The 24490-nt window shown below is 37.0% G+C and carries 27 protein-coding genes and 1 pseudogene; 12 read left to right on the top strand and 16 right to left on the bottom strand.

Annotation, left to right across the window (positions count from 1 at the left end):
- Position 1: 1 nt before the first annotated feature.
- From traJ to BGP15_RS24285, 13 genes and pseudogenes are all read right to left on the bottom strand, one after another.
- On the bottom strand, positions 2-1021 hold the full coding sequence (gene traJ / locus BGP15_RS24345) for a conjugative transposon protein TraJ (protein WP_241282560.1): 1020 nt from the start codon (positions 1019-1021) through the stop codon (positions 2-4).
- A gap of 15 nt (positions 1022-1036) precedes the next feature.
- Positions 1037-1669: a DUF4141 domain-containing protein gene (locus BGP15_RS24340; protein ID WP_502688444.1), complete on the bottom strand. Its 633-nt coding sequence runs from the start codon at positions 1667-1669 to the stop codon at positions 1037-1039.
- A gap of 21 nt (positions 1670-1690) precedes the next feature.
- Positions 1691-4266, bottom strand: a pseudogene (locus BGP15_RS24335) (TraG family conjugative transposon ATPase).
- Positions 4267-4274: 8 nt separating this feature from the next.
- The gene (locus tag BGP15_RS24330) at positions 4275-4631 is read right to left on the bottom strand and encodes a DUF4133 domain-containing protein (protein WP_286770891.1); all 357 of its coding nucleotides are present in this window, start codon (positions 4629-4631) and stop codon (positions 4275-4277) included.
- Positions 4632-4635: 4 nt separating this feature from the next.
- Positions 4636-5472 (bottom strand): DNA adenine methylase, encoded by an 837-nt coding sequence (locus BGP15_RS24325; RefSeq protein ID WP_286770890.1) that lies wholly within the window; start codon positions 5470-5472, stop codon positions 4636-4638.
- A gap of 26 nt (positions 5473-5498) precedes the next feature.
- Complete coding sequence (locus BGP15_RS24320; RefSeq protein WP_286770889.1) at positions 5499-5807, bottom strand: DUF4134 domain-containing protein; 309 nt, start codon at positions 5805-5807, stop codon at positions 5499-5501.
- A gap of 190 nt (positions 5808-5997) precedes the next feature.
- Complete coding sequence (locus BGP15_RS24315; protein ID WP_286770888.1) at positions 5998-6795, bottom strand: hypothetical protein; 798 nt, start codon at positions 6793-6795, stop codon at positions 5998-6000.
- 138 nt (positions 6796-6933) lie between these two features.
- Positions 6934-8133: a hypothetical protein gene (locus tag BGP15_RS24310; RefSeq protein WP_286770887.1), complete on the bottom strand. Its 1200-nt coding sequence runs from the start codon at positions 8131-8133 to the stop codon at positions 6934-6936.
- A gap of 28 nt (positions 8134-8161) precedes the next feature.
- Positions 8162-8563: a hypothetical protein gene (locus BGP15_RS24305; RefSeq protein ID WP_286770886.1), complete on the bottom strand. Its 402-nt coding sequence runs from the start codon at positions 8561-8563 to the stop codon at positions 8162-8164.
- Between the two features lie 46 nt (positions 8564-8609).
- Positions 8610-9143: a hypothetical protein gene (locus BGP15_RS24300; protein ID WP_286770885.1), complete on the bottom strand. Its 534-nt coding sequence runs from the start codon at positions 9141-9143 to the stop codon at positions 8610-8612.
- An 85-nt stretch (positions 9144-9228) separates the two neighbouring features.
- Positions 9229-9525, bottom strand: a complete 297-nt coding sequence (locus BGP15_RS24295) for a DUF3408 domain-containing protein (protein ID WP_286770884.1) — start codon at positions 9523-9525, stop codon at positions 9229-9231.
- 1 nt (position 9526) lies between these two features.
- Positions 9527-9934, bottom strand: a complete 408-nt coding sequence (locus tag BGP15_RS24290; RefSeq protein ID WP_286770883.1) for a DUF3408 domain-containing protein — start codon at positions 9932-9934, stop codon at positions 9527-9529.
- Between the two features lies 1 nt (position 9935).
- Positions 9936-10703, bottom strand: coding sequence for a ParA family protein (locus BGP15_RS24285; RefSeq protein WP_286770882.1), 768 nt, complete (start codon positions 10701-10703; stop codon positions 9936-9938).
- A gap of 589 nt (positions 10704-11292) precedes the next feature.
- On the opposite strand from BGP15_RS24285, the gene BGP15_RS24280 reads away from it, so the two are divergent.
- From BGP15_RS24280 to arsB, 8 genes are read left to right on the top strand one after another with little or no spacing between them, the layout of a single operon-like run.
- A complete protein-coding gene (locus BGP15_RS24280; RefSeq protein ID WP_286770881.1) occupies positions 11293-11619 on the top strand; it encodes an ArsR/SmtB family transcription factor in 327 nt (108 codons plus the stop codon).
- A 4-nt stretch (positions 11620-11623) separates the two neighbouring features.
- On the top strand, positions 11624-12190 hold the full coding sequence (locus tag BGP15_RS24275) for a hypothetical protein (RefSeq protein ID WP_286770880.1): 567 nt from the start codon (positions 11624-11626) through the stop codon (positions 12188-12190).
- Between the two features lie 54 nt (positions 12191-12244).
- Positions 12245-12718 (top strand): DUF6428 family protein, encoded by a 474-nt coding sequence (locus tag BGP15_RS24270; protein ID WP_024566235.1) that lies wholly within the window; start codon positions 12245-12247, stop codon positions 12716-12718.
- Positions 12719-12769: 51 nt separating this feature from the next.
- Positions 12770-13831, top strand: coding sequence for an ArsO family NAD(P)H-dependent flavin-containing monooxygenase (locus BGP15_RS24265; RefSeq protein WP_286770879.1), 1062 nt, complete (start codon positions 12770-12772; stop codon positions 13829-13831).
- Between the two features lies 1 nt (position 13832).
- A complete protein-coding gene (locus BGP15_RS24260) occupies positions 13833-14606 on the top strand; it encodes a metallophosphoesterase family protein (RefSeq protein ID WP_286770878.1) in 774 nt (257 codons plus the stop codon).
- A 15-nt stretch (positions 14607-14621) separates the two neighbouring features.
- The gene (locus BGP15_RS24255; RefSeq protein ID WP_286770877.1) at positions 14622-15233 is read left to right on the top strand and encodes an arsenate-mycothiol transferase ArsC; all 612 of its coding nucleotides are present in this window, start codon (positions 14622-14624) and stop codon (positions 15231-15233) included.
- Position 15234: 1 nt separating this feature from the next.
- Positions 15235-15726 carry a GNAT family N-acetyltransferase gene (locus BGP15_RS24250; RefSeq protein ID WP_286770876.1) on the top strand — a complete coding sequence of 164 codons (492 nt, stop codon included), beginning with the start codon at positions 15235-15237 and terminating at the stop codon, positions 15724-15726.
- Positions 15727-15732: 6 nt separating this feature from the next.
- Positions 15733-16764, top strand: coding sequence for an ACR3 family arsenite efflux transporter (gene arsB / locus BGP15_RS24245; RefSeq protein ID WP_286770875.1), 1032 nt, complete (start codon positions 15733-15735; stop codon positions 16762-16764).
- 98 nt (positions 16765-16862) lie between these two features.
- Here arsB and BGP15_RS24240 read toward each other — a convergent pair whose 3' ends face one another.
- Complete coding sequence (locus BGP15_RS24240) at positions 16863-17858, bottom strand: IS110 family RNA-guided transposase (RefSeq protein ID WP_286770874.1); 996 nt, start codon at positions 17856-17858, stop codon at positions 16863-16865.
- Positions 17859-18317: 459 nt separating this feature from the next.
- Between BGP15_RS24240 and mobA the strand changes: the two genes are divergently transcribed.
- Positions 18318-18746, top strand: a complete 429-nt coding sequence (gene mobA / locus BGP15_RS24235; RefSeq protein WP_286770873.1) for a conjugal transfer protein MobA — start codon at positions 18318-18320, stop codon at positions 18744-18746.
- Entirely contained in the window at positions 18743-20014 is a 1272-nt protein-coding gene (gene mobB / locus BGP15_RS24230; RefSeq protein WP_286770872.1) for a conjugal transfer protein MobB, read from the top strand. The genes mobA and mobB overlap by 4 nt, the downstream gene beginning before the upstream one ends.
- 181 nt (positions 20015-20195) lie before the next feature.
- On the opposite strand, the gene BGP15_RS24225 is transcribed toward mobB, so the two are convergent.
- Together BGP15_RS24225 and BGP15_RS24220 are read right to left on the bottom strand one after the other, a co-directional pair.
- Entirely contained in the window at positions 20196-20882 is a 687-nt protein-coding gene (locus tag BGP15_RS24225) for a hypothetical protein (RefSeq protein WP_286770871.1), read from the bottom strand.
- A 199-nt stretch (positions 20883-21081) separates the two neighbouring features.
- Positions 21082-21336, bottom strand: a complete 255-nt coding sequence (locus BGP15_RS24220; protein WP_286770870.1) for a hypothetical protein — start codon at positions 21334-21336, stop codon at positions 21082-21084.
- 181 nt (positions 21337-21517) lie between these two features.
- Here BGP15_RS24220 and mobC point away from each other — a divergent pair, with 181 nt between their 5' ends.
- Complete coding sequence (gene mobC, locus BGP15_RS24215; protein ID WP_286770869.1) at positions 21518-23503, top strand: conjugal transfer protein MobC; 1986 nt, start codon at positions 21518-21520, stop codon at positions 23501-23503.
- A 364-nt stretch (positions 23504-23867) separates the two neighbouring features.
- Positions 23868-24473, top strand: coding sequence for a hypothetical protein (locus tag BGP15_RS24210; RefSeq protein ID WP_286770868.1), 606 nt, complete (start codon positions 23868-23870; stop codon positions 24471-24473).
- The last annotated feature ends 17 nt before the right edge of the window (positions 24474-24490 follow it).

Below are 24490 nucleotides of genomic sequence, written 5' to 3'. Positions count from 1 at the left end.
ATCAATTGCTTTTTTGTCCACCACTTTTATTATCAAGTAATTCTCCGCCAATATTCCCCACTACCGCTCCAGCCGCTGCTGCACCGACATTTCCTGTACGCATTGCCGCTTGACTAACGTTGCGGGTAAAATTGCCTGCTCCGCCGGCCTGAATGATCCAGCTGGTAACGGTAGGAATAGTAAAGTATCCTACAATTCCGATAATCATAAAAATCAGGTAAACGCTATTCTCCGGATCAGGGACAAATGAAGGATCACTTAATAGCTCTATGTCCCGTTGCACACTCATGGCATTGATTTTTGCCAGCATAGCGCTAAATAGATCAGCGACCGGAAGCCAAAGATAAACACTGATATATCTGCTGAGCCACTGGGTAAGCGTACTCTGAAATCCGTCCCATACAGATATGGCAAATGCAATTGGCCCCAGTATCGAAAGAACTATTAAAAAAAAAGTCCGTATAGTATCCACGACCAGTGCCGCAGCCTGAAAAAGAAGTTCGAGGATTTCCCTTAGTTCTTTTTTAATTTCCTGTTTGATATTGTAGACTGCTTGATCACGGTACATACTGACCATCGTTGCTATGTCATCAAATGACCAGCCTAGATCATCGAGCTTTTTGTCAAACTCCTCATCGGAGACCAGATATGCGGTAGCCGGGTTTCTAAGCATTGCTTCCTTTTCAAGAATATCTTTCTGCTGCTGCAGGGTATTGAGATCCAGAACCTGTCCTTCCAGCATCGAATGAGTTCCTTTAACGATCGGACTCAACACACCATTGATAGTACCTAACACAATGGTCGGAAAAAACATGATACATAGTCCTATTGCAAAGGGTCTCAGCAAGGGAAAAACGTCTATTGGCTCTGCCCTGCTCAATGCCTGCCATACTTTTAAAGCAACATAAAATAAGGCTCCTAATCCGGCAACCCCTTTTGCTACTACGGCCATCGTTTCCGACAAAGGCATCATTTCATCGTAGAGACCCCGTAAGATCTCATGTAAGTTGTTAAATTCCATAAGACTAAATATTAATTACCAATATTTCTGATTTGCGGTTCCATAAAGGTCCATGACACGCTTGGTATCATTCTGCTTTCTAGCACGAAGAATACTTACAGAAATATTTTTATTGGTATAATATCTTACAAGGCTGTGATATTCTTTAACTTCTTTATATACGCGGTCAATAATCTCCATACGCTCCTTGTCATTCAGCGAAAGACTGCTTGAACTCACAATTTGCTTAAGTTCTTTCAGCAGTTCCGTACTCTCGTTCAGCAATGCGGAATAACCATTTCCTATCGCAACCAGCTCGGCGGCAGAAAAATTCTTATCATTAAGCATTTTTCCGAAATTGTTGACGTATAAGTTGCTTACATCCCCGACCAGTAAAACGGTCTGCTGAACTTTTCTAGCATCTTTAACCAGGTTATTGACTGCTTTAAGCTTGTCGTAATACTCTTTGCCCTGTTCATATACTTTTTTGACTTCATTGAAGTTCTTGACCACATTGCTTACTGTGCTCGAGGTTTGCACGATTTCATTCGCTGAATTCAAAATTCCGGAAGCCAGGTTAGTGGGATCAGTAACGACCCATTGAGCCTTTACGTTTTGTGATATGGTAATGGCCATCACCATAAACACGGTCATTAATAGATTTTTCATTTTTTTTATTTTTAGGATTGCTTAAATATTTAAATTGTCTGTGGGCGAAAGCCCTTTGATTTTCCGAAGCGAAATCTTTTTGATGGCTGCTTCCACGTCGCCGCCCATTTCATGGGTTAAATCCATCACTTCCATTTTCTCCGATTCCTCTGTAGTATATGCCAAGTATTCCTGCTGGCTAACTTCTGTGGCGTAAACTGCGGAGTGTGTTCCTCCCAGACCGATCCATACCTCTTTATATTTTCTTGAAGGATCATTATCCTGATTTATTGAAAGTATCTGTGATTTCTCCCGTTCAGTCAGTCCGAGCATTTTTTGGATGTCGTCAAATTTGTTGGCGTATTTCCGCTGGTCGAGTAAAATCTTGCAGTCACTATTATTGATGATAGTTTCCTTTACAATCGGAGACTGTATAATATCGTCCACCTCTTGTGTGACTACAATTGCTTCACCGAAAAACTTTCTTACCGTCTTAAAAAGATACTTTATGTACTCTGCCATTCCTTCTTTCGCTATGGCCTTCCACGCCTCTTCTATCAAAATCATCTTACGGATACCTTTTAACCGGCGCATCTTATTGATAAATACCTCCATGATGATAATCGTTACCACCGGAAACAGTATTTTGTGGTCCTTTATCGCATCAATTTCAAATACGATAAATCGTTTGTTCAAAAGATCAAGCTCCTTATCTGAATTAAGTAAATAGTCATATTCTCCACCTTTATAATATGGTTCCAGAACATTTAAAAAGTTAGCCAGATCAAAATCTTTTTCCCTCACCTCTTTCGCTTGTAGCACCTTTTTATAATCAATTTTGACGTATTCATAGAATCCATTGAAGCAAGGCGTTTCGCTATTATTTTTGATCCGTTCGATATATCCGGAAACAGCGTTCGACAAGGCTACTTCTTCACTTCGTTTTGGGGCTTCATCGTCCCGCTTCCATAAGGTGAGGATCAAAGTCTTGATGCTCTCCCTTTTCTCAATATCAAACACATTATCATCCGTGAAGAAGGGATTGAATGAAATCGGATTTTCTTCAGTATATGTGAAATACACGCCATCTTTTCCTTTTGTCTTACCTTTTATGAGCTCGCATAATCCCTGATATGAATTACCCGTATCTACTAATAGTACATGAGTTCCTTGCTCATAATACTGTCTCACCATATGATTGGTGAAGAATGATTTTCCACTTCCATTTTTTGGGTGGGCTGGCGGGCTATTCAGTTAAGAATAACCCGCCAACCCCCAGATGGCCCTAGAATGAAACGGTTTCTATTAGTGATAATCCCCTTTTTCATCGGCAAATCACTGAGGTCTACGTGTACCGGTTTCCCTGTCAGCCTATCTGCAAGCTTAATCCCAAATGGCGACAGCGAATCCTGATAATTTGTCTCTTGCGTAAAAAAACATAATGCTGGTTCGATGAAGGTATAAAAGGATTCTTCGGCGGGGAAATCACCTGCATTGCCAGGAATACCCGCCCAAAATAAAGTGGCCGCATCAACCGTATTATGTCGGGGCTTGCATTCCATGAGAGCTAGCGCACTTCCGACATCATTTTTCAGGTTTCGAAGTTCCTCGCGGTCTTCACTCCATGCAAATACATTATAATGTGCCCTAATCGAGGGTGAACCGTGAGAATGTGCTTCATTAAGATAACGTTCGATCCATTCTTTGTTTATCTGGTTTGCCCTGCTATAGCGTGCCAGAGAGTGCATATTCCTGGCAGACTTCTCAAATTTCTTTAGGTTTTCTGAACTGTTATCAATAAACAAATACTGATTATAAATATGGTCACAGTTCAGCATCAGTCCAACAGGGCTTGCAAAGGACAGCATACAATCACTTCGATCTGTGGAAAGCCTGTCATAACGGCTACAGTCAGATACGGTTCCGGGAAGATCATCCGTATTTGATAAGGTGTGGAGGACCATTTTTTTGCTACCGATCCTAAGTTCTTCCACTCCTAATGCTATATCCTGCAAAACAGGATTATTCTCGCGGGACAGCGTAAAATACTGTTCCAAAATTCCTGTCTGCCCATCAGCACCCAAAATTTCGCCTTCACCGATCTGATCCATTTTTACATGACCGCTGTCATTAATAATCCGCTGGAACTGGCTGACCGATTCCAGAAAACGTCTCATTCCTTCTTTATCCCGTATTTCCTTAGGCACAAGATTACCCTTGCACAAACTACTGAAATTGCTCTGCGACTGCATCCGTGACTTTGTCGTTTTTGTCAGGAAAACGTAGCAGTAATGGTTTAAAAAGGGACGTTCATTAAAATGGAGCTGGAAGGAGCGTGACAAAAAACTATGTTCATTTTTTTCTAGGTCCGGTTGATATTGCTCTTTCAGGTACCAGTCCTGCTTGTGCAGGATACTATAATCTGGTAAAGTTTTGATCGCTTTACACCACGAAGAATGAATAGATTCATACACATCCGTGCCTACCGTGAAAATTTCAGGTAGTCGTACCCGGAAACAAACCGTAAGATCTCCTTCCTTCGATATGATGCAATTGTTCTCAATTGCAAGAAGGGGAAAACGGCTTTCTAAAGTTGTGGTCTTAGAAATATTTCTCATGATATCGTTTAAGATTTAGCGTTAAAATTTTGATTATTCTCACCTCTAGCTGTAGGAGAATTTAGGTAAGACTGCACAGGTTTACGCGTGATGATATACTGTGGGTGCTTTCTTTTCGCACCTAGCTTCATCAGGCCATGTTCACCATACCTGTTGTTCAGGCTGAAAGTTTTCCAAACGATCAACGATGCAGATAGAAAGCCCACCGAGAGGCAGAGATACATATTTACGTTTGCCATGTACAGCACCATTACGAGGATAAGCACCAATAATAATCCTCCGGCAAATCCAAAGAGATATTGCGCTTTCAACCCCTTAAATTCAACTGTACAGCCGATTCCCTTATTAATGTTAAAGGTTTTCATGTTCTTAAGATTTAAAATTTAGGGTTCCTTGCACTATCGCTAGGTCATAGTTGGCGGTAAGTACTTCAATCTTTTTCTTTGGCACTTTTCCCGAATGTTTATCGACTAGCACCTCTTTCTGCATTTGTACAGTGTGCCAATCAAAATCCCGGCTGAATTTGTTAAGGATATCACTTGGATAACTGCTCAAAAGAAATTTTCCCTTTGCATGTGATAGACACAAAAGCAGAGATTCAAAATCATCTTTACTGTATCCATCGTAATGACCGCAGTCGCTATTAAAATAGGGCGGGTCACAATAGTGAAATGCCTTTTCATGATCTCTCGAATTGATAATTCTAATGGCATCCGTATTTTCGATCTGAACATTTTGCAGACGAATCGCATATTGCTCGGAAAATGAAGTGCGCTTATTGCTCATTCTTCTGGAAGAGGTCTGCTCACGTACATCGTATCCCCATGAATCGCCGATCTTTGCGCTAAAAGACTGATTGCATAACACCCATACTGCCCAGGCACGTTGTAACTTATCAAAGAGATGAGGATTATTATAGATCACGAGCGCATCGCTATGAAGCGACCTGCTGTGCAGTGTAATCCGGATCATTTTTTCAAGGTCTACAAACTGATTTCGGACAATCTCATAGAAGTTGATCAGCTCACGGTTGCAATCGTTGATCACTTCAACTTCAGACTTGGGTTTTGACCAGAATATAGCGCCTCCACCAACAAACGGCTCAACATAGGTATAATGTGGGGGCATGAGCGGAATAATGATTTTGGCTAACTGTTGCTTTCCGCCATAGTATGTCAATGGCGTCACCATCTTATTTTTTGTCATAATTGAAAAAAATTAATAGCGTTAGCCTAAAGGAAAAATGATCGTAAGATAGTTGCTGCGACGATCAGGAATATACATGCCCCAAACCAGCTCGCAGCTGTCTTGGAGGTATCGGGATCTCCTGAACTAAATTTATTGTACACTTTAACGCCTCCGATGAGCCCAACCACTGCACCGATCGCATAGATCAGTTTGGTCGCGGGATCAAAGTAACTGGTGACCATCTGTGTCGCCTCTTGAATGCCCGCAGCGCCATTTCCCTGTGCAAATACCTCATTGCTGACAAGCGAAATCAACAGCAACCCAAGCAAAATTTTTTGTCTTGATTTTTTCATGTTTCATTACATTTTAAGTTTGTAATACCCGTTTCTACGGGCTTGGAAACAAAGGTGTTCGAGATTAGATCAAATTTGGAAGCAGGTGGTATCAGACGTACTAAGTTTGCCGTTGATGTCCTAATCGGCTTTGGAAAAACACAAAAAAAACCGCCAGACTGGAAAAGTCTGGCGGTTGTACTATTATTTGCTACAATTTCCGTCCCTTCTTATTTTCTCTATTTTCATATCTTTTTTTTACTGCATCCTTGATGGGTTGTTTGAGTTTATTTTCAGAAATAATTTGATCGATTCCTGACTTATTCCACGGGATCACATCGGCCTTAAAGTCAAGCCGAAGCCCCGTTTCTTTTAAGCCTTCTATTTTCCCCCACCCCCATTTTCGATTCCACCCTACGGGATCAAGGGTCTTCACAAATGGTATTTCAACAAATAATAGGTCTTTTGGATATTCTACAACTTTATCCCATTCGATCTTCCCTATTTCATGTGTTTGAGGGTTATACGGAAATGCATAGGTATTTTTTTCGTCAACATACCAGTCCTCCAGATCATCAAAACTTATCCCCATCGTCGAAAAATCATCCTTGGGCCGTAAAAGATCTATCCGGGCATCTGCATAAAAGATATGGCCACCAATTTCAATTGTTGGCAGCTCACCATTTTTAATGCGCCTTGTTAATGCTTCCTGATCGACCATAAGCTCAAAATCGCTCAGTAAAAGGATTTCCTCAACAGCTTTATTGTATTTCTCTGCCATCTGCTCTGGGGCCAGTGTAACAAATTGCGGAGGAATTATGGTTAAATCCTGTCTACTTGTCTTGTCGAAATGATCAAAGCGGTATCCTGCTTCCCCCAGATCGATCATATCCTCCAATTTGTAGCGGTTTTCTGGATTAGCCCTTTCTCGAAATTCGAATTTCTCCACATCAACGATAAACTCAATTCCGTAATCTGGATCTGTATAGATCGGTAGTTCTTTTTCCATAACTCAGCATTTTATTATTTTTTATTAATGTAATTGTTGAGCTAAAGTCTGCCGTAACACAAAATATTTAGTTAATTATAGAAGACTGAGGTACTATTTTTCCGTGGTTTTCCTATCTAATATCAAAAATATCTAAATTCAAAATTTTGGCTGCTTCCCTTTCCGGGGATTCTCAATTGTTGATTTTTCATTTTTCGGGAATTTTTTCGCCTCTATTTTACCTTGCGAATGGTACAGTTCAAGATATTGATTTATGGAAAGAGCATTACTCAATACTGAGATATTGGATATAATATTAGGATTATCAACAAGAATATCAATATGCTTCATTGCTTCATTTATACCTTGCTCTTTATTGTTAGTAGACTGTCTAGAAGATGGGATGATTACCTGCGCATTTTCGGGCTTGTTGTTTTTTTCAAAGATTACAGTGAGGTCTTTATCAAAATGGCGACTTTCATTACTACTTGCAATAATATAATTTCGGTATTCTTTTAGCGTAAAATTAGGATCATGATCAGAGATCAAAATCAGGGTCTTCAGATCTGGATTTCTAACTTTAAAATCACTGTTTAGCAACGCACTTCCATTAATCCGTTGTTGAAATGGTTCGGCTACATGAGACATTTTAAGATCTTGATAATAAAGTTCAAGATCTGAAAGAAAATGAAGATTATTGATAATAGCAATTGGATCTAAATTTGTAAGGTCCGGAACTTTATATTCTATTAAATTTTCGACCGTTTGATCTCGAAGCAGATCGACGATACGGCCGTCATTCAAATTACAGTCTAAGTAATAGCAACTTTCATTATCAATAAAATAATCATCTCGATACTCCGCTAGGTTGATTCTATCTATAGTACCATTTACTGGTCGAAGTGAATTAGTAATAGCATCTATTTCATAAACAATACCCGCAATATCGATTTTAACACGTTCTCCGGAGAGCCTTCGTCTGAGAACACCCTGATCTACTATAATGTCAAAATCAGTTTTATTTTTAATGTCATCCAGGCTACAATTGTATTTTAGCATCATACCTTCCGGATCAATCTCAGCAATTCTTGGAACTCTCACTTTTACTAATGAATTAGCAAATTCTTTCCTACTTCTTTCGGATTCGTTAAATATATCATCTGCGGGCCCCAAACGTCTTTCTGTAGGAGTATTTTTATTGATTTTACTGTAAAAAAATTCGTAATGCGTAAGATGGTCAAGCATTTCGTTGAAAAACAGGAGATTATTTGGATCATTTTTTTCAATTAAAACTAAATTATCAATATCAAATTGAAATATAGTATCACATATTTCAATTTCAGGTAGGTTCACTTCCATAATTTCTATAATATATATCAATATCTCATCACATCCCCCTACCTTTTTTCCGGGATTTAATTAGGGACTGCGCATCTTTATTTTCCATCCTTTTCAAAGCGACCTCAGATAAGATCTGGCCCACAACTTCTTTTATTGGCATCGGAACAGAAACTGACCTATCTTGCTCAAAATCTTTTTTATTGGTCACTTCTGATAACCAATCAATATAATTTCTAGCATCTTCGATATTAACAGGTTCCATTTTCCTGTAGCCTATACTTTTTGAATCATCAAGTCCGATGTAAAATCCATAGTCGGGAAAATCAAGCTTATCATAAACAATGATAATATTGTCAATTGATTTTTGTGAAACATTATTTTTATGACTGGCGATTATCTGACCTTTGTATTCTTCAATTATATAATCAGGATCATCCTTTGCTATCATTGTTGCTTTATTTATTGTTACTAATTAGTGCCTTTCAAATTCAGAATCAAATAAAGTCCCCGATATCGAAATTGTCCAGTGCAGTATTCTGGTCCTCTTTCGGAATAAAAACATGTTTTTCCGATAACGACTTATCCAAAAGTCTGGCAATCTTCTGAGAAGCTCCATCAATGGACAGTTGCATCATAGCAAGAAATTCTGTTCCCTCAATTTTTTGGATGATGTTCGTAGTTTCCTCTTCTTGCGCTGCATCCAGACTATCCTTCTGCAACAGGTTCCCAACTTTTGTTAGTTCATTTAAGGAAACTGCCTGTCCAAACCGATCATCATCCGGTGGAATATCATCGGAATCGTCAGGGTCTTCTATATTAAACTTAGAGGCACTTTCTTCTTCCTGGTCATTTTCGATTGAATCGTTGTTACCCTCATCCACCTTATTTACTAACATTTGCTCAATCAGCTTTTTCCTGTTGGCAAGCCAGACGGGTGCATTTTCCTTTTCAGGAATTGCTACCCTACCGATGACATGCGGTTCAGCTTCCTGCTCAACCTTTCGATATATTTTCCGCTGAGGTTTCATAAACCTAACCTTGTCAACCAACAATAGTATAATCACGACAATTAGGCAAAACAATATTACAATCTGCATTAAACCCTCCATGATCTTAGAAAAGGGGTTTTGATTTGTCGTTGAATTCCTTCACTAGGATTTCCGCAAATAGCGCGAAATGATGCCTCAATATGTTATCAAGCAACGCATATAAAGGTATTTTATCCTCACCTATTACATTCGCAATTCTCGATAATCTGGTATGATGCTCACCGCTAACATAGATGCTCTTATCTCCACGCTTATCCATGAAGCTATCTGATAGGAATAGTGATTCATATTTCACATTTTCATACGCTACCTGCTGATGGAGCTTTACGGTAACTTCAACTTGATTTTTTTGTTTTTTCATCTTATAAAATTGGTTTAAATTTTTTATTGAAATAGTCAGTAATCTCATCTCCATATTCTCGGAAATGATTTTCCAATATATTGTCTATATATGAATACAGCGTTACTTTATCCTCCCTGGTCAACTGCACTATTCGCAATAGCCGCTCATGATATTCTGATCGGATATAGACAACCTTTCCACTTCTGCCACTGGGAAAGCGGTTTACAAGAAATAACCCTTCGTAATCCATCTTTTTGCCAGTTCTTGTCCTGGATTTCTCAACTTTAGCCGGTGAATCTGTATTTTTGTCCATACCCTTCTCCAAATTTGTCGCAGGCAAAGGTTCGTCACCAGACATGATGTTCATCAAGTACTCCTCATCTATGATGGGTTTCTCAAACTCTTTACGATCTTTCTTTATTGCCATCCTACGTATGAATTACCTTTAGAAACTCTATAACGAATTGGTCCACACGTGTGGCTTTTAAAATTTGCACATCAGCAGGTAACAGGGTCGATTTAAACACATAATTACCTGTATCATCAATTTCTTTACGAAAGCGTTTACTGTCCATGATCCGCGTCTGCATAATACGTAGCGACAGCTCCTCTATTACGCTTTGGTATAATTCGTAAAGACCTGTCTTTTCCCTGCCATCAACCTGATTCCAGAATAAGTATAAAGATTGCTCAATGGCATTTAAATTCTTTGCTGGGAGTTTTAGAAAAACCTCACTGAATGCGAGTGTGCTCTCCACAACAAGCCGGTCAGCAGTAATAGGTGAAAAAATAAAATTCATTCCTTTTAAAGCACCGATGACTCCGTGTGTATTGGCGGTGCCCGGGAGATCAAAAAAAATAATATCCGGCTTAACAGAACTTGTCTCACAATATTCAAAGGCTTTTTCAAGTGCATTTTCCGCCTTACACTTGATGATTGGATAAGCTTTCTTATTGATCGTATGGAATTGTTTAACCGCCAGTTTTTTATGAAAATCGCTTTCCATTACCGTACGTTTATCTCTTTCACGAATACCGATCAGGCTATATTGCGGAAAATCGCAATCCAGTACCAGGATATTATATCCAAGGCGGTAATGCAGAACGCTCGCTAGCAATATCGTCATCGTAGATTTACCCACTCCCCCCTTTTGCGCATAAATGCTTACCTTTAAAGGTTCTTTCTTTTTTTCCATATTATATTATTTTATAGCTTCTTACTTTTAAAGTTTTATTAAAGAGCAATTTCCTTAGTTTACAGATGCATAGTAAAATATATGTAGAGTCAGTTATACGAGTTTAAAAAGGGCCTCATATAAATACTCACATCTTATCTGTAAATCATACATACTTCTTAGAATTTTGTAAACTGGTAAAAAATCTACCAACATTTATGACTTCATATTTTACCGTTTTTATCCTTTTACCCTTTTATAGTTTTACGTTTTTTTAGTTTTATGCTTTTACATTTTTAAAACCTAACACTTTTATGCTTTTACAATTACTTGGTTTGTAACTGGCTAAGTTAACCATAGTCACTACCCACATGCCGTATGCAAAAGAAGGCAACTGTAAGAGCTGTTAAGCAGAAGTTTTACTACCTTTCCTCTTTTTACCTACGGTTTCCTAAAGCTCTTTATGATGCGAGCTTTATTCTATTCTTTCTCATATCTGTTCCCAAGAACAGAGCATCCTAAGTTATATCCAAATAAAAAGTGAAAAAATTCATTAAAAATTTGGTCTTTCATTTTTTATATCGTAATATTGCAATATAATAATTTAAATATGGGAGCTACGAAGACAGATCATTTTACAGAAAGCCAGAACCAGATTGCGGTTATTGCTAAAGCCTTAGGACATCCTGCTAGGATCGCTATTATAGAATATTTATTGAAAGTCAATACATGTATAACCGGAGATATTGTGAATGAACTACCATTGGCGCAGCCAACAGTATCTCAGCATTTAAAGGAACTAAAAAATGCGGGATTAATAAAAGGGAGCATTGAAGGGAACTCAGTATGCTACTGTATCGACGAAAATACTTTTGATATCCTGAAAGAATATTTTTCCAAAATAATCTTCACAGTAACTAATCAAAAATGTTGTTAAGAAAATGGAAACAGCTTTCATTATCTCTTCAATATTACTGATCAGCTACTCGCTACTGGCAGTATTTGATGGTGTATTTCTTCACTTGTACAAATATCGCCTCTATCAGCACAAAGAAAGCCGTTTTGAACACCTGACCCATACGATTAGAGCGATTTTGTTTACAGGCATTCTTACTTCCTTATTTTTAAATATTGAAAACAACAGCTTGTTTCTGCTCGGTTGTGTTTTAACAGTGGCTGACATCATTACATTGCTACTGGACGCATATGTTGAAAAAGACAGCAGAAAATTTATGGGCGGCCTGCCACGTTGGGAATACATTATACATCTTGTTGTGAATGGTTTCCATTTTGCTGCAATCGCTGTACTCTTGGTAATCAAGATCAATCTTGAAGGGTCTGGAATCACCTTTAACACTAATTTTCAACAGGTTGAAAGCTTTCATATATTCAAATCAATAGCAATAAATCTATTGCCAGGAGCGATTATTATAAGTTTACTACATCTATTGGTTTACAACCTAAAATTCGGAACTTATTTTAGTAAAATGCAGTTCAAATGCTGCTAAAAAATTTTGACATAAAATATCGCAATATTGCATTATAACTATAAAAATAAAACAATGAAATTATCAGAAATCAAAGAAATCCTTCCAACATTAGAAAATGTTGAATTTCAATTAGAAAATGGAACATTTGTACCGGAACACTTCCATGTAACCGAAGTTGGCCAAATCAATAAAAAATTTATTGATTGTGGTGGTGTAATCCGTGATGAAAAAGCTGTAAACTTTCAGCTTTGGAATGCGGATGATTATGAACATCGTTTAAAACCTGGAAAATTATTAAATATTATCAGACTTTCTGAGGAGAAATTAGGAATCGAAGACTCTGAAATTGAGGTGGAATACCAAAGTGATACCATCGGTAAATACGATCTTGAGTTCAATGGAAAAACATTTGTGCTGAAAAGTAAAACAACAGCATGTTTGGCTCAGGACGCATGTGGTATTCCTTCTGAGAAGCAAAATAAAAACCTTTCTGAATTAACGGTAAATCAAAGTAGTTCTTGTACACCAGGAGGCGGTTGTTGTTAATTATTCCGAGAGTGTAGTATATAACTTCTAAACAATATAAAAAATAAATCAATGGAAGAAATTTTTGATGTTATTGTTATTGGAGGGGGACAGAGCGCCTTAGCTTGTGGATATTACCTGAGACGAGCAAAACTGAAATATATTATACTGGATAAACAGGCTGTTCCAGGTGGTGCATGGCTCCATACCTGGGATAGTCTGACTCTCTTTTCTCCAAGAGAGTATAGTTCCTTACCTGGTTGGTTAATGCCTAAATCTGAACATCAGTTTCCGCTAAGACAAGAAGTAATAGATTACTTGGGCAAGTATGAAGAACATTATCAACTGAATGTTCAAAGAAGTACTGAAGTTACTGAAATTAAAAAAAATGAAGGTTTATTTTACGTTCATACTCTTCAAGGGAGTTTTAAAACCAAAACAGTTATTTCAGCAACCGGAACTTGGGAGAATCCATTTATCCCAATGATTGATGGAATAGAAGATTATAAAGGTTTACAAATTCATTCAGGAAAATATCAGAACCCTGAAAAATTTATCGGACTGAAAACATTAGTAGTAGGCGAAGGTAATTCAGGGGCACAAATTGTTGCAGAGCTTTCAAAAGTTACCACTGTAAAATGGTCAACCAAAAAGGAACCTGAATTTTTACCTGATGAAGTAGATGGGTATTATTTGTTTACTGTGGCATCCGCCAGATACAAGGCCGAAAAAGAAGGAAAACCATTTGATTCCTCACAATACAATTTAGGCAATATCGTAATGGTTCCAACAGTTAAGGAAGCTAAAAAAAGAGGTGTATTGGTATCAAGTGGTACATTCCATCAGCTATACGATAAAGGAATAATTTGGAATAATGGTGAAAAAGAGGAATTTGATGCCATTATTTGGTGTACAGGCTTCGGTTACAATACCTCTTATCTGAAATCATTAATAAAAACAGACGAAAAAGGCATCGCAAAAACAGACGAAAGCAAGTCTTTAGAAATGAAAGGACTCTGGTTTGTAGGATATGGCAACTGGACTGGTTACGCCTCCGCAACATTAATAGGAGTAAACAGAATAGCAAAACAGACCATTCTTGAAATTGAAGAATTTTTAAATCAAAATAACTAAAATGAAAATTGCATTATTCAGTGATATTCACGCTAATTTACCTGCACTGGAAGCTTTCTTTAAAGATGTAGAAATCCATAATCCGGATAGTATTTATTGTTTGGGAGATCTCGTAGGTTATAATATTTGGCCTAACGAAGTGGTCAATGAAATCCGCAAAAGGAAAATACCAACTATTGCTGGAAATTATGATTTTGGTATCGGACGTATGAGCAACGAATGCGGTTGCGCTTATAAGACTGATAGTGAAAAAGACAATGGTAACATTTCCATTTCTTTTACAAACTCCATTATGAAGGACGATGAACGCTCCTATTTGCGAACACTTCCTGCACACATCAAAGTTGAGTTTCAGCTGAATGAAGACAAATTAAACCTTCTTTTAGTACATGGCAGCCCAAGAAAAATAAATGAGTATTTATTTGAAGACCGGGAGGAAAAAAGCATGCTTAGGATCATGGAGCAGGCAGATGCAGATATTATGTGTTTCGGACATACCCACAAACCATATCACCGTATTTTAAACTCAGGTACTGAGGATCTTCCGCATTATCGCCATGCAGTTAATATCGGTTCTGTTGGAAAACCAAAAGATAATGATGTGCGAGGAGCCTATGTCATGTTAACGATCAATGACAATAGTTCTGTGTTGAACAAAGATAGTATCCAGATTGAATTTATTCGATTTGATTATGACATTGAAAAAGCGGCACAAGCAGTGGAAAACAGCCCACTACCTAATGAATATGCAGAAAATTTAAGAAGAGGCTATTAATTTAAAGTTTTAGACATGAACCAAACAATTTTAAAAAGTATTGAAACACTTTCAATCGATACAATTTCTGAAGAAAGAAAAATAGTTTTACAACCTTTAGTTGATTACGTACAGGGTAAGGTAGAAACTGACCAGACAATCCGTTTAAATTTCATCTGTACGCATAACAGCAGAAGAAGTCATTTATCACAGATCTGGGCGCAAGCAATGGCTTATCATTTTGGAGTTAAGAATATATATTGTTATTCAGGTGGAACTGAAGCAACAGCAATGTTTCCAAAGGTAGCAGAAACGTTAAGAAACCAAGGTTTTCAAATCCAAAAGCTCGGCGAGACTGAAAATCCAGTCTATGCGGTAAAATACGCACAAAATGAAGCAGCTGTAATCTGTTTCTCCAAAGAATATAACAACGAGTTTAATCCAAAGAGTGAATTCGGGGCAATAATGACCTGCAACAATGCGGATGAAGGTTGTCCGATTGTATTTGGAGCAGAGGCAAGATTTCCTGTAAAATACGATGATCCTAAAGCTTCTGACAATACTCCGGAACAAACTCAGGTTTACGCAGAACGAAGTTTACAGATAGCGGCAGAGATGTTTTATGTTTTTTCACAAATAAAAAAATAGGATGGACATAATTTCATTTGGTAAAGAACAGTTTCCTGAAATCGCAGAAATCTATAGACAGGGCCTCGAGACTGGAAATGCGACTTTTGAGACCTCAGTTCCTAATTGGGAACATTGGGACAAAAGCAAATTAAAGCATAGCCGTTTTGCTGCTGTCATTGACCATATCATTGTGGGATGGGCAGCGTTATCTGCGGTTAGTGATCGTTGTGTATATAGCGGGGTGGCTGAAGTGAGTATTTATATTTCCAATGACCACAAAGGCAAAGGAATAGGAAAAGCACTCATGGCAAAATTGATAGTCGAAAGTGAGATTAATGGAATATGGACATTACAGAGTGGAATGTTTCCAGAAAACGAAGCAACAATAGCTCTCCATAAGAGCACAGGATTTAGAATAATAGGTCACCGTGAAAAAATAGGAAAGCTTGGAGGTACCTGGCGTGACACAGTAATTATGGAAAGAAGAAGTAAAACAATAGGATTAAATTAAAATAGTATGCAACCAAAATTAAAATTTCTTGATAGATACCTGACCTTATGGATATTTCTTGCTATGGCCATCGGCGTGGGCTTAGGTTTCTTATTCCCTGATATTTCAAAGATAACAGATTCCTTATCCGTGGGTACAACCAATATCCCATTAGCAATTGGATTGATCTTAATGATGTACCCTCCACTAGCTAAAGTGGACTATTCCCTTTTACCAACAGCGTTTAAGGATAAAAAGGTAATCAGTATTTCACTATTGCTAAATTGGGTTATAGGACCAATTTTAATGTTTGTTCTAGCCATTTTGTTTTTGAGAAATGAGCCAGACTATATGATAGGATTAATCCTTATCGGATTAGCAAGATGTATCGCTATGGTCATTGTATGGAATGATTTAGCAAAAGGAAATAGAGAATATGCTGCTCTGTTGGTAGCTTTAAACAGTATCTTTCAGGTATTTACCTACAGCTTTTTTGTCTGGTTATTTATCAATGTGCTGCCTGGTAAATTAGGTCTTGCCAATTTCAATGTCAGCGTATCCATGAAAGATGTTACAGAAAGTGTACTTATTTATCTTGGTATTCCTTTTCTAGCTGGATTCTTAAGCAGATACATCTTAGTAAAATCAAAAGGGATCGAATGGTATAATAGAAAATTTGTTCCGAGAATTTCCCCGATTACATTGTATGCTTTGTTATTCACGATTGTCTTAATGTTCAGCTTAAAAGGTGAAAAAATAGTAGAGCTTCCAATGGACGTAATCAAAGTGGCGATACCATTAGTTATCTACTTTGTCCTTATGTTCTTCGTAAGTTTTTTTGTAAATAAATCGATGAAAGTCCCTTATGACAAAAATGCCTCAATTGCATTTACGGCCACAGGAAATAATTTTGAATTGGCCATTGCAGTTGCTATCGCTGTATTTGGTATCAACTCTCCACAAGCATTTGTGGGAGTCATTGGACCATTAGTTGAAGTCCCTGTACTTATCCTACTGGTTAGAGCTAGTCTTTGGTTGCAAAAGAAATATTACAGCTAAATAACTAACTGAATTGTTTACTTTATATTAAAAACATGCCAATCCTATCAGCTAAACACTTTAACCGAGAGAATGTATGCTGATAGGTTTTTTAATATCTAGGAAGCGTACTTTTTAAGGTCCACAAATGGAGTCCCACGCTTCACAATAGCAAAAACACGAGATACAATCTTGTTTCTGACAATATTGATGATTGTCATTTTATGTTTTCCCTCATTTTGCCTCCGACTATAATATTCTGTCATCTCAGCATCAGTATGGATGGCACAAATAGCTGCCAAATGAAGAATCCTCTTCATCTCCTTATTAGCAATAGAGCTTACCTGTGTTCGACCTTTTACACTCGTTCCCGACTGGTGATCAAATGGTGCTATTCCAGAATAGCAAGCAAACTTTCTCCAAGTACTAAAACGGGTGAAGTTATGTGTATACGAAATTAGATAACAAGCTACTATTAAACCAACTCCTTTTACTGAAGTAACTAGTTCATAAGAAAGTTTTAATTTTTCATTATTTCCAATAACCTCTTTAATGGATCTTTCCAAATTCTTTATCTGCTCTTTTATTGTCGAAATCATATTGTCATACACGAGAAAAAGCTCTTCTGTACCATCTCTTCCCATAAATTTCGCTGCTTCGTTCTTTGAAACAGTAAATCGTCCCAAGGTAACAGACAGTCTTCCCCTTAAGGTAAGCAGTGATTGTAGTTTGGCGATATCTTGCGCTGGAAGTCTTGTTAATGATATTTTGTCTTTATAACGATAACTAAAGTCAGCAATTCGTCTGGAATCAATATAATCATTCTTTCCTCTTGTGATACCAAGAGACCGTTTAATAGTCAATGCAGAAATCATTGAATACGGAATATCATTTTCCTCAAGATAAACCGCCAATGGTAATGAATAAAGCCCAGTATGTTCAAAGCAAATCAGGATAGATTCAAATGCAGTAGCTGTTTGTTTTTCTAACCATCGAAGGAGAGATTCAAAGCCATTTTTGTCATTTTTAAATTTCTTATGTGACAATTTTTCTCGAATAAATACATCTAATGTCAATTTGGAAACATCAATACCTACATAAATTTTAAATTCCATAACAGTGATTTTTTATTAATTAGTACTAAAAGTTGCTCACCACTAAAGCTGTTAACAGACCCGAAGTCTAACATCCCAACAGGTGCCCCGCAACATAAAAGCATACTAAGAGGACAAATGCTCCGTAAAGACCGAATGACTGGCAAGTTGTTATGTTCACCTCTTAGCTGCTTATTAAATTTATTGAAAAAACAAGAAGTTTTACTACATAGATCTTATATATAGTATACTAAAACATGTTACCCCAAAGGTAACAGCAAGTTGTGTTTTGAGTGCCTCAAAACTCGTTTTGTGCCCCAAAACTACTTGCTCTGCCGAGGGTATGGAAATCCTCCGAAGTCGGAATTACCTTTAAAATGCTTTAGCTGATTTCTATGAATTTTTAGGAAAATATAGGTTTTCAGTAGCGAGCCAATAAAACAATACTTGACTTTATAGTAAGTTCTGAAAAAAAAGGATATGACAACAAATGGTAAAGGAGGTCGAAAACCTAAACTTGAAAGAGCGATTCATAGATACGTTTTTAGGCTTACGGATAAAGAAAATGTAAAATTTCTTAGCCTATTTGAGCAGTCGGGACTTGACAATAGAGCGAAGTTTATCGTTTCCGTACTTTTTCAAAGAAGGATTAATTCAGTTATTGTAGATCAAGGGGCTATCGATTATTGCACTAAATTATCGCAATTTTTTGCACAGTTCCGTGCAATTGGAGTCAATTACAATCAGATCGTAAAGATCCTGCACACTAATTTTAGCGATAAGAAAACCGTTCATTATCTCGGAAAGCTTGAACAGCAGACCAGAGATCTGGCCGGGATCTGCCGCGAAGTTTTACTGCTCAGCAAAAAGTTTGAAGCTGAATATCTCATTAAAAAAGAAAAACTATGATTGCAAAAATAGGTCGCGGATCAAATATATATGGTGCTTTAAATTATAACCTCTCCAAGATTCATCAAAATGCTGGTACAATTTTACACCTCAACAATATGTTCGAAACTCCCAGTGGAGAATATACGACTCCGCAGCTACTATCCTCATTCATGGCCAATTTAGCTGCAAATAAAAAAACAGAAAAGACGGCAATCCATATCTCGCTAAATCCTGATCCCATTGATATAATATCAGATGAAAATTATGTCAGAATTGCAGAGGAATATATGCGAAAAATGGGCTATAGCGATCAACCTTATGTTGTATTTAGGCATAATGATATCGACCGCAGCCACATCCATATTGTTTCAACAACAGTGGACAAAAATGGAATCAAAATATCCGATGTTTTTGAAAAGAGAAGATCAATGGAAATCTGTCGCAATATTGAAAAAAAATACAATTTAGCAGGTGCCGACGAAAAGAAAAGTTTTAATGAAAGTCTTACTTTCCAACCAGTAGACCATACTAAAGGTAATATTAAAAGCCAAATTTCGGCTGTTGTGAGATACATATCCAAATACTATTATTTTCAAAGCCTTGGTAGCTATAATGCATTGCTATCACTATTTAATATCGCCGTCGAACCTATAAAAAAGGAATATAATGGTGATGTAAAGGAAGGTTTAATGTATTTCGCATTGGATAAAAATGGAGAAAAGGTGACCAATCCCTTCAAAGCATCCCTTTTCGGCAAACAAGCAGGACTCCTAGCACTTCAAACACATTTTATAAAAAGTAAAGAACTTGCTGCAGAAACTAAAGAAAAAAGCAAAAATATCATTGCGCAAGCCATTAGTATAGCCCGAAGTGAAAAGGACTTTAAAGAGTATTTAATAGACCACGGGATCAATCTAGTGATCCGAAGAAATGATCAAGGCAGATTATACGGAATTAGCTTTATAGATCATAATTCGCGCAACGTATTCAATGGCTCTCATCTCGGTAAGGAATTTTCGGCAAATTCATTCAATGCGCTGTTTTCAAGTAGCCAAAGTCCTATAGTAGTAGAATATATAGATGATTCACAAAAAAAAGACACTTCAAAGCAATCAAGATCAGCTAACTATTCGCTCCATCCACTATTCGACTTTATGATAAATAACGGATCTGTTTTTAGTGATTGGGGACTTCTTGATCAGCTTCTACTTCATGGGATCACAGAAGATCCAGAAGAACATCTATTTGAGTTTAACATGAAAAAAAAGAGAAAGCGCAAAAGATAAGCAGTAGCATCAAAAATAATCCTTAAAATATGTGGGACGACATCGCGCATCCTACTCTATAACAGAGTCAAAGCAGTATATTTCTACAAAACTAAAAAAAAGGAAGTCCTAAATTCGGACTTCCTTATTACCTATGAAATACATTTCCTATAAAAAGGAATAGCAAGCAATTGAAAACATATTACACAAAGAACAGACCTTCGGCTTGGAAGCCATTTGGTTGTACAGTCGGCAACTTTTCTAATTCAGCTTTTTCGCCCCTTCTTACATAGTCCCTAATGATGGAATCACCACCTGAACCTTGAATATATTTCCCTGTTGCTCTTTCAACCCATCCATGAACTACTACGCCAACAAATTTTTTGTATTCTGTTTTACTTGCAAGAGGGCTGGTATCTCGAAAGTTTTCTCGAGCATTACCTGTAAGATTAGCTTGAGGATGCCTAGAGTGATCATATTTCCACCAAACTGCTAACGATATTTCTCCAAAACTGATCTCTCTCCATATTACGACGCTTTGAAATCCGAACAAATTTACAAAAATGTACCCTTCATCTTCCTTCTTATTCTTGTCAAACTGCAAAAGATCTTTGTTTTGTTTTAGAAGTTCATTTAATCCTGCTATCAATAGATTCCGATAGGGATTCTTTGTCTTTAAGGTTAACTCCTTTATCTCAGTCATCTCATAAACCAAAGAAGGAACATCAGATTTATTTAATAAATTCTGAAAATGTTTCCAGCTATGAAATCCGTTTTGTTTTGAGGCAAGTTCCAAAGCCTCATGATGAGAAATATTCTGATTTTTTTTAATAGATTTTGCGATACGCTTAATATAATCAGCAGTATGCCCATTTACTTTTTTTTCCATGTTTTAACAATATATCTTGCATAGAAATGATGTCACCTGTCAGCCAAAACCCCTTACAAGAAATTTGTTAAAGTGGTATATAAAGTTAGATACAGTGCTAAAATAGCTTCGCTATGACAAGTGGCAAGCTTCTGTAAAGCTCGAAACAAATATAGCAAAATATTTTGGTATTATTTTTCCTTTCAGAGCTACTGCCAAATTAGAATCTATATCTAAGAGCAATCTGACGCCAGATATCTTCGGCTAAATCCTGATCTTCACCATGTTCAAAATTCCATTTGCCGTTTTCCTTTTTTAGTCTCTGCACCAGACCATCCAAGAGTATCTGAAATTCCGACATATTCTTAGTCAAATCTCTCTTCAATAATACGACTTGAAAATCACGATTTTTAAAGGTGATTCTGAATACCTGTTTATTAAACTGTTCTTCAAATTGTCCTATAGTATCAAACATAATCCACTTCCGAAATTCAGTCTAATTATAGGAATTTTATCGCAGATAAAAAACTTAATGGCTAATCTAAATCGTACAATATTTCAAAGGTATTGGAAGTTATAGGCAAATGTGTACCATCTTATGCATTAGCAGAAAAATTGTTCGTCAGGACTAATATCTATGGTGAAACTTTTCATATATGCAAGAAGACGATTTAAGAGGCCTCGCAAAAATTATGGCTTTCATGCGAGCTGTAAGCATTCTCCTAGTTTTGATGAATTTCTACTGGTTCTGTTACTCCTTTTTCTTTGAACAGGGATGGACGCTCGAAATTGTCGAGCGAATTCTCAAAAATTTCCAAAAAACCTCTGGTTTATTTACTAATTCAATATACAGCAAACTGTTTGCCCTAATCTTATTGGCACTGAGCTGTCTGGGAACTAAAGGCGTGAAAAACGAAAAAATTAAGTGGAAAAATATCAATACATGTCTATTTAGTGGATCAATACTATACTTACTCAATTTCCCGCTTATTGAAATATCAGGCATTCTATATATGGTTTCAACATCTGCAGGCTTTATCCTGCTTATGGTTGCTGGATTATGGATGAGTAGGCTGCTTAAAAACAAATTGATGGATGATCCTTTCAATTATGAAAACGAAAGCTTCATGCAGGAGACAAAGCTTTTAGAAAATGAGTTTTCCGTTAACCTGCCGACAAAATTTTATTTTCGTGGAAAATGGAATGACGGATGGATATCGGTGGTGAACGTCTTTCGCGCATCTATCGTACTAGGTACTCCCGGAAGTGGTAAGAGCTACGCTATAGTCAACAACTACATTAAGCAACATATCGAAAAAGGATTCTCGATGTACATTTACGATTTCAAATTTGATGATCTTTCACTAATTGCTTACAACCATCTCCTGAAGCACAGTGACAAGTACGATGTAAAACCCAAATTCTATGTGATCAACTTTGATAATCCACGCAAAAGCCATCGCTGCAATCCCTTAAATCCTAAATTCATGACCGACATCTCTGATGCATACGAAGCATCGTACACCATCATGCTAAACCTTAATAAGACGTGGATTCAGAAACAAGGGGATTTTTTTGTTGAGTCACCAATCATCCTGCTAGCAGCGATCATCTGGTTTTTGAAGATTTATGATAATGGTAAATTCTGCACTTTTCCGCACGCAATCGAACTACTTAATAAAAAATATGCTGATATTTTTACAATACTAACAAGTTATTCTGAGCTTGAAAACTACCTTAGTCCCTTTCTTGATGCTTGGGAAGGCGGGGCACAAGATCAACTACAAGGCCAGATTGCCTCCGCTAAAATCCCGCTATCAAGAATGATCTCTCCACAGCTCTACTGGGTTATGTCCGGGGATGATTTTTCATTGGACATAAACAATCCGAAGGAACCCAAAATCCTATGTGTTGGCAATAACCCAGATAGACAGAACATATACTCGGCTGCCCTTGGCTTATACAACTCCAGAATCGTAAAAATGATAAATAAAAAGGGAAAACTTAAAAGTTCCGTTATTATTGACGAGCTTCCCACAATTTATTTCCGTGGATTGGATAACCTGATCGCAACAGCCCGAAGCAATAAAGTGGCTGTCTGTCTTGGTTTTCAGGATTTCTCTCAATTGATCCGGGATTATGGTGACAAGGAAGCGAAAGTTATACTCAATACCGTCGGAAATATATTCTCAGGTCAGGTCGTTGGTGAAACCGCCAAAACACTTTCAGAAAGGTTTGGAAAGATTGTCCAAAAACGTCAATCGATATCTATCAACAGAAATGATACCAGTACATCTATATCAACACAATTAGACAGTCTGATTCCTGCGTCTAAAATATCTACTCTTTCCCAGGGAATGTTTGTGGGAGCAGTTGCTGACAATTTTGGTGAGAAAATAGAGCAAAAAATATTTCATGCCCAAATCGTAGTAGATACGGAAAAGGTGGCCTTAGAAAGTAAAAACTATAAGCCTATTCCAGAGATCCGTTCTTTTATTTCAGAAACTGGCGAGGACAGAATGGACAAAGAAATTGATCAAAATTATCGCCAGGTCAAACTTGATGTTTCAAAAATTATTGCAAGTGAACTTTCGAGAATTGAGAACGACCCGGAATTAGCCCACCTTGTTAGAAAAACTTAGCTTTTTGTTTTGTAAACAGATACCAATTTCAAACCAATTAATGTGCTTCCCGTAGTTTTAAACTACGACATAATAAAAGACTTATTTATTGAATCATTTTTATACTTCGAGAAAGAATTTTCAGTATATTTCTGTCAATAAAAAGCCTTTGTTAATGCCTTACAAGTATTCGGATGAACAGCGAATAGAATGGTTAAGAAACCTACATCCAAAATTTGATGAACAGAATTGGCACGACGACGTCGTAGCCCATTTCAGCCATATCAAAAACTTTCATTTTTTCAGATCTGCAGGAACCTTTACGGAAAAAATAGATCCCCGTAAGATTTGTGGGATTGATTATTCCTATGGTTACAACTGTATTATGCACAAACCGAAAGATTGGCGATATTATTGGTTACAATTTTTTACTGATTTGCGCAGGTTAGATCGTGTCATTGACAATTTTCCAACCAAAGAAAAGGTTATTGACCATATCCACAACGCAAAAGAAGCTAAAACTGTAGTTCAATATGGTGATCGTTACTTTACTATAGGTGGTCAACATCGCTTATGCCTTGCAAAATTTTTAGAGGTCGCTGAAATTGAGGTAGATGTAATAAAATATGTTTTTGATCGAGTTCATTTCGTTAGTGAAATGCGTTTTCAAAGAACTATTCCTTTTTTGCAGGAATTAGGATTACTACCAATTGATTATTATACAGATCTTAATTACGATTTTTTTATCATAGAATTCGCAGGCCAATACGTGTCCATAAAAAAAAGGTATGCAACTTTTATATTGAAAAGATATACGACCTTAAAAAAGATACCATTTAAAGGATTTATAAATTATATAAAAGCTATGGACGCGAATTATTATGACAAGACGAGGATTGATGAAGATGTTAAGCTTTATGTCTTGGATGCCTACTTGTTGAAGCATATTAAAGCACGTAAAAAATTGTTGCATGTTAATGCAAAAAACTAATTAATTGATATTGTCAT

The organism is Sphingobacterium sp. 40-24 (genome assembly GCF_001899705.1).
GTDB lineage: Bacteria > Bacteroidota > Bacteroidia > Sphingobacteriales > Sphingobacteriaceae > Sphingobacterium > Sphingobacterium multivorum.
This window is presented reverse-complemented; position numbering and strand designations above follow the sequence as displayed.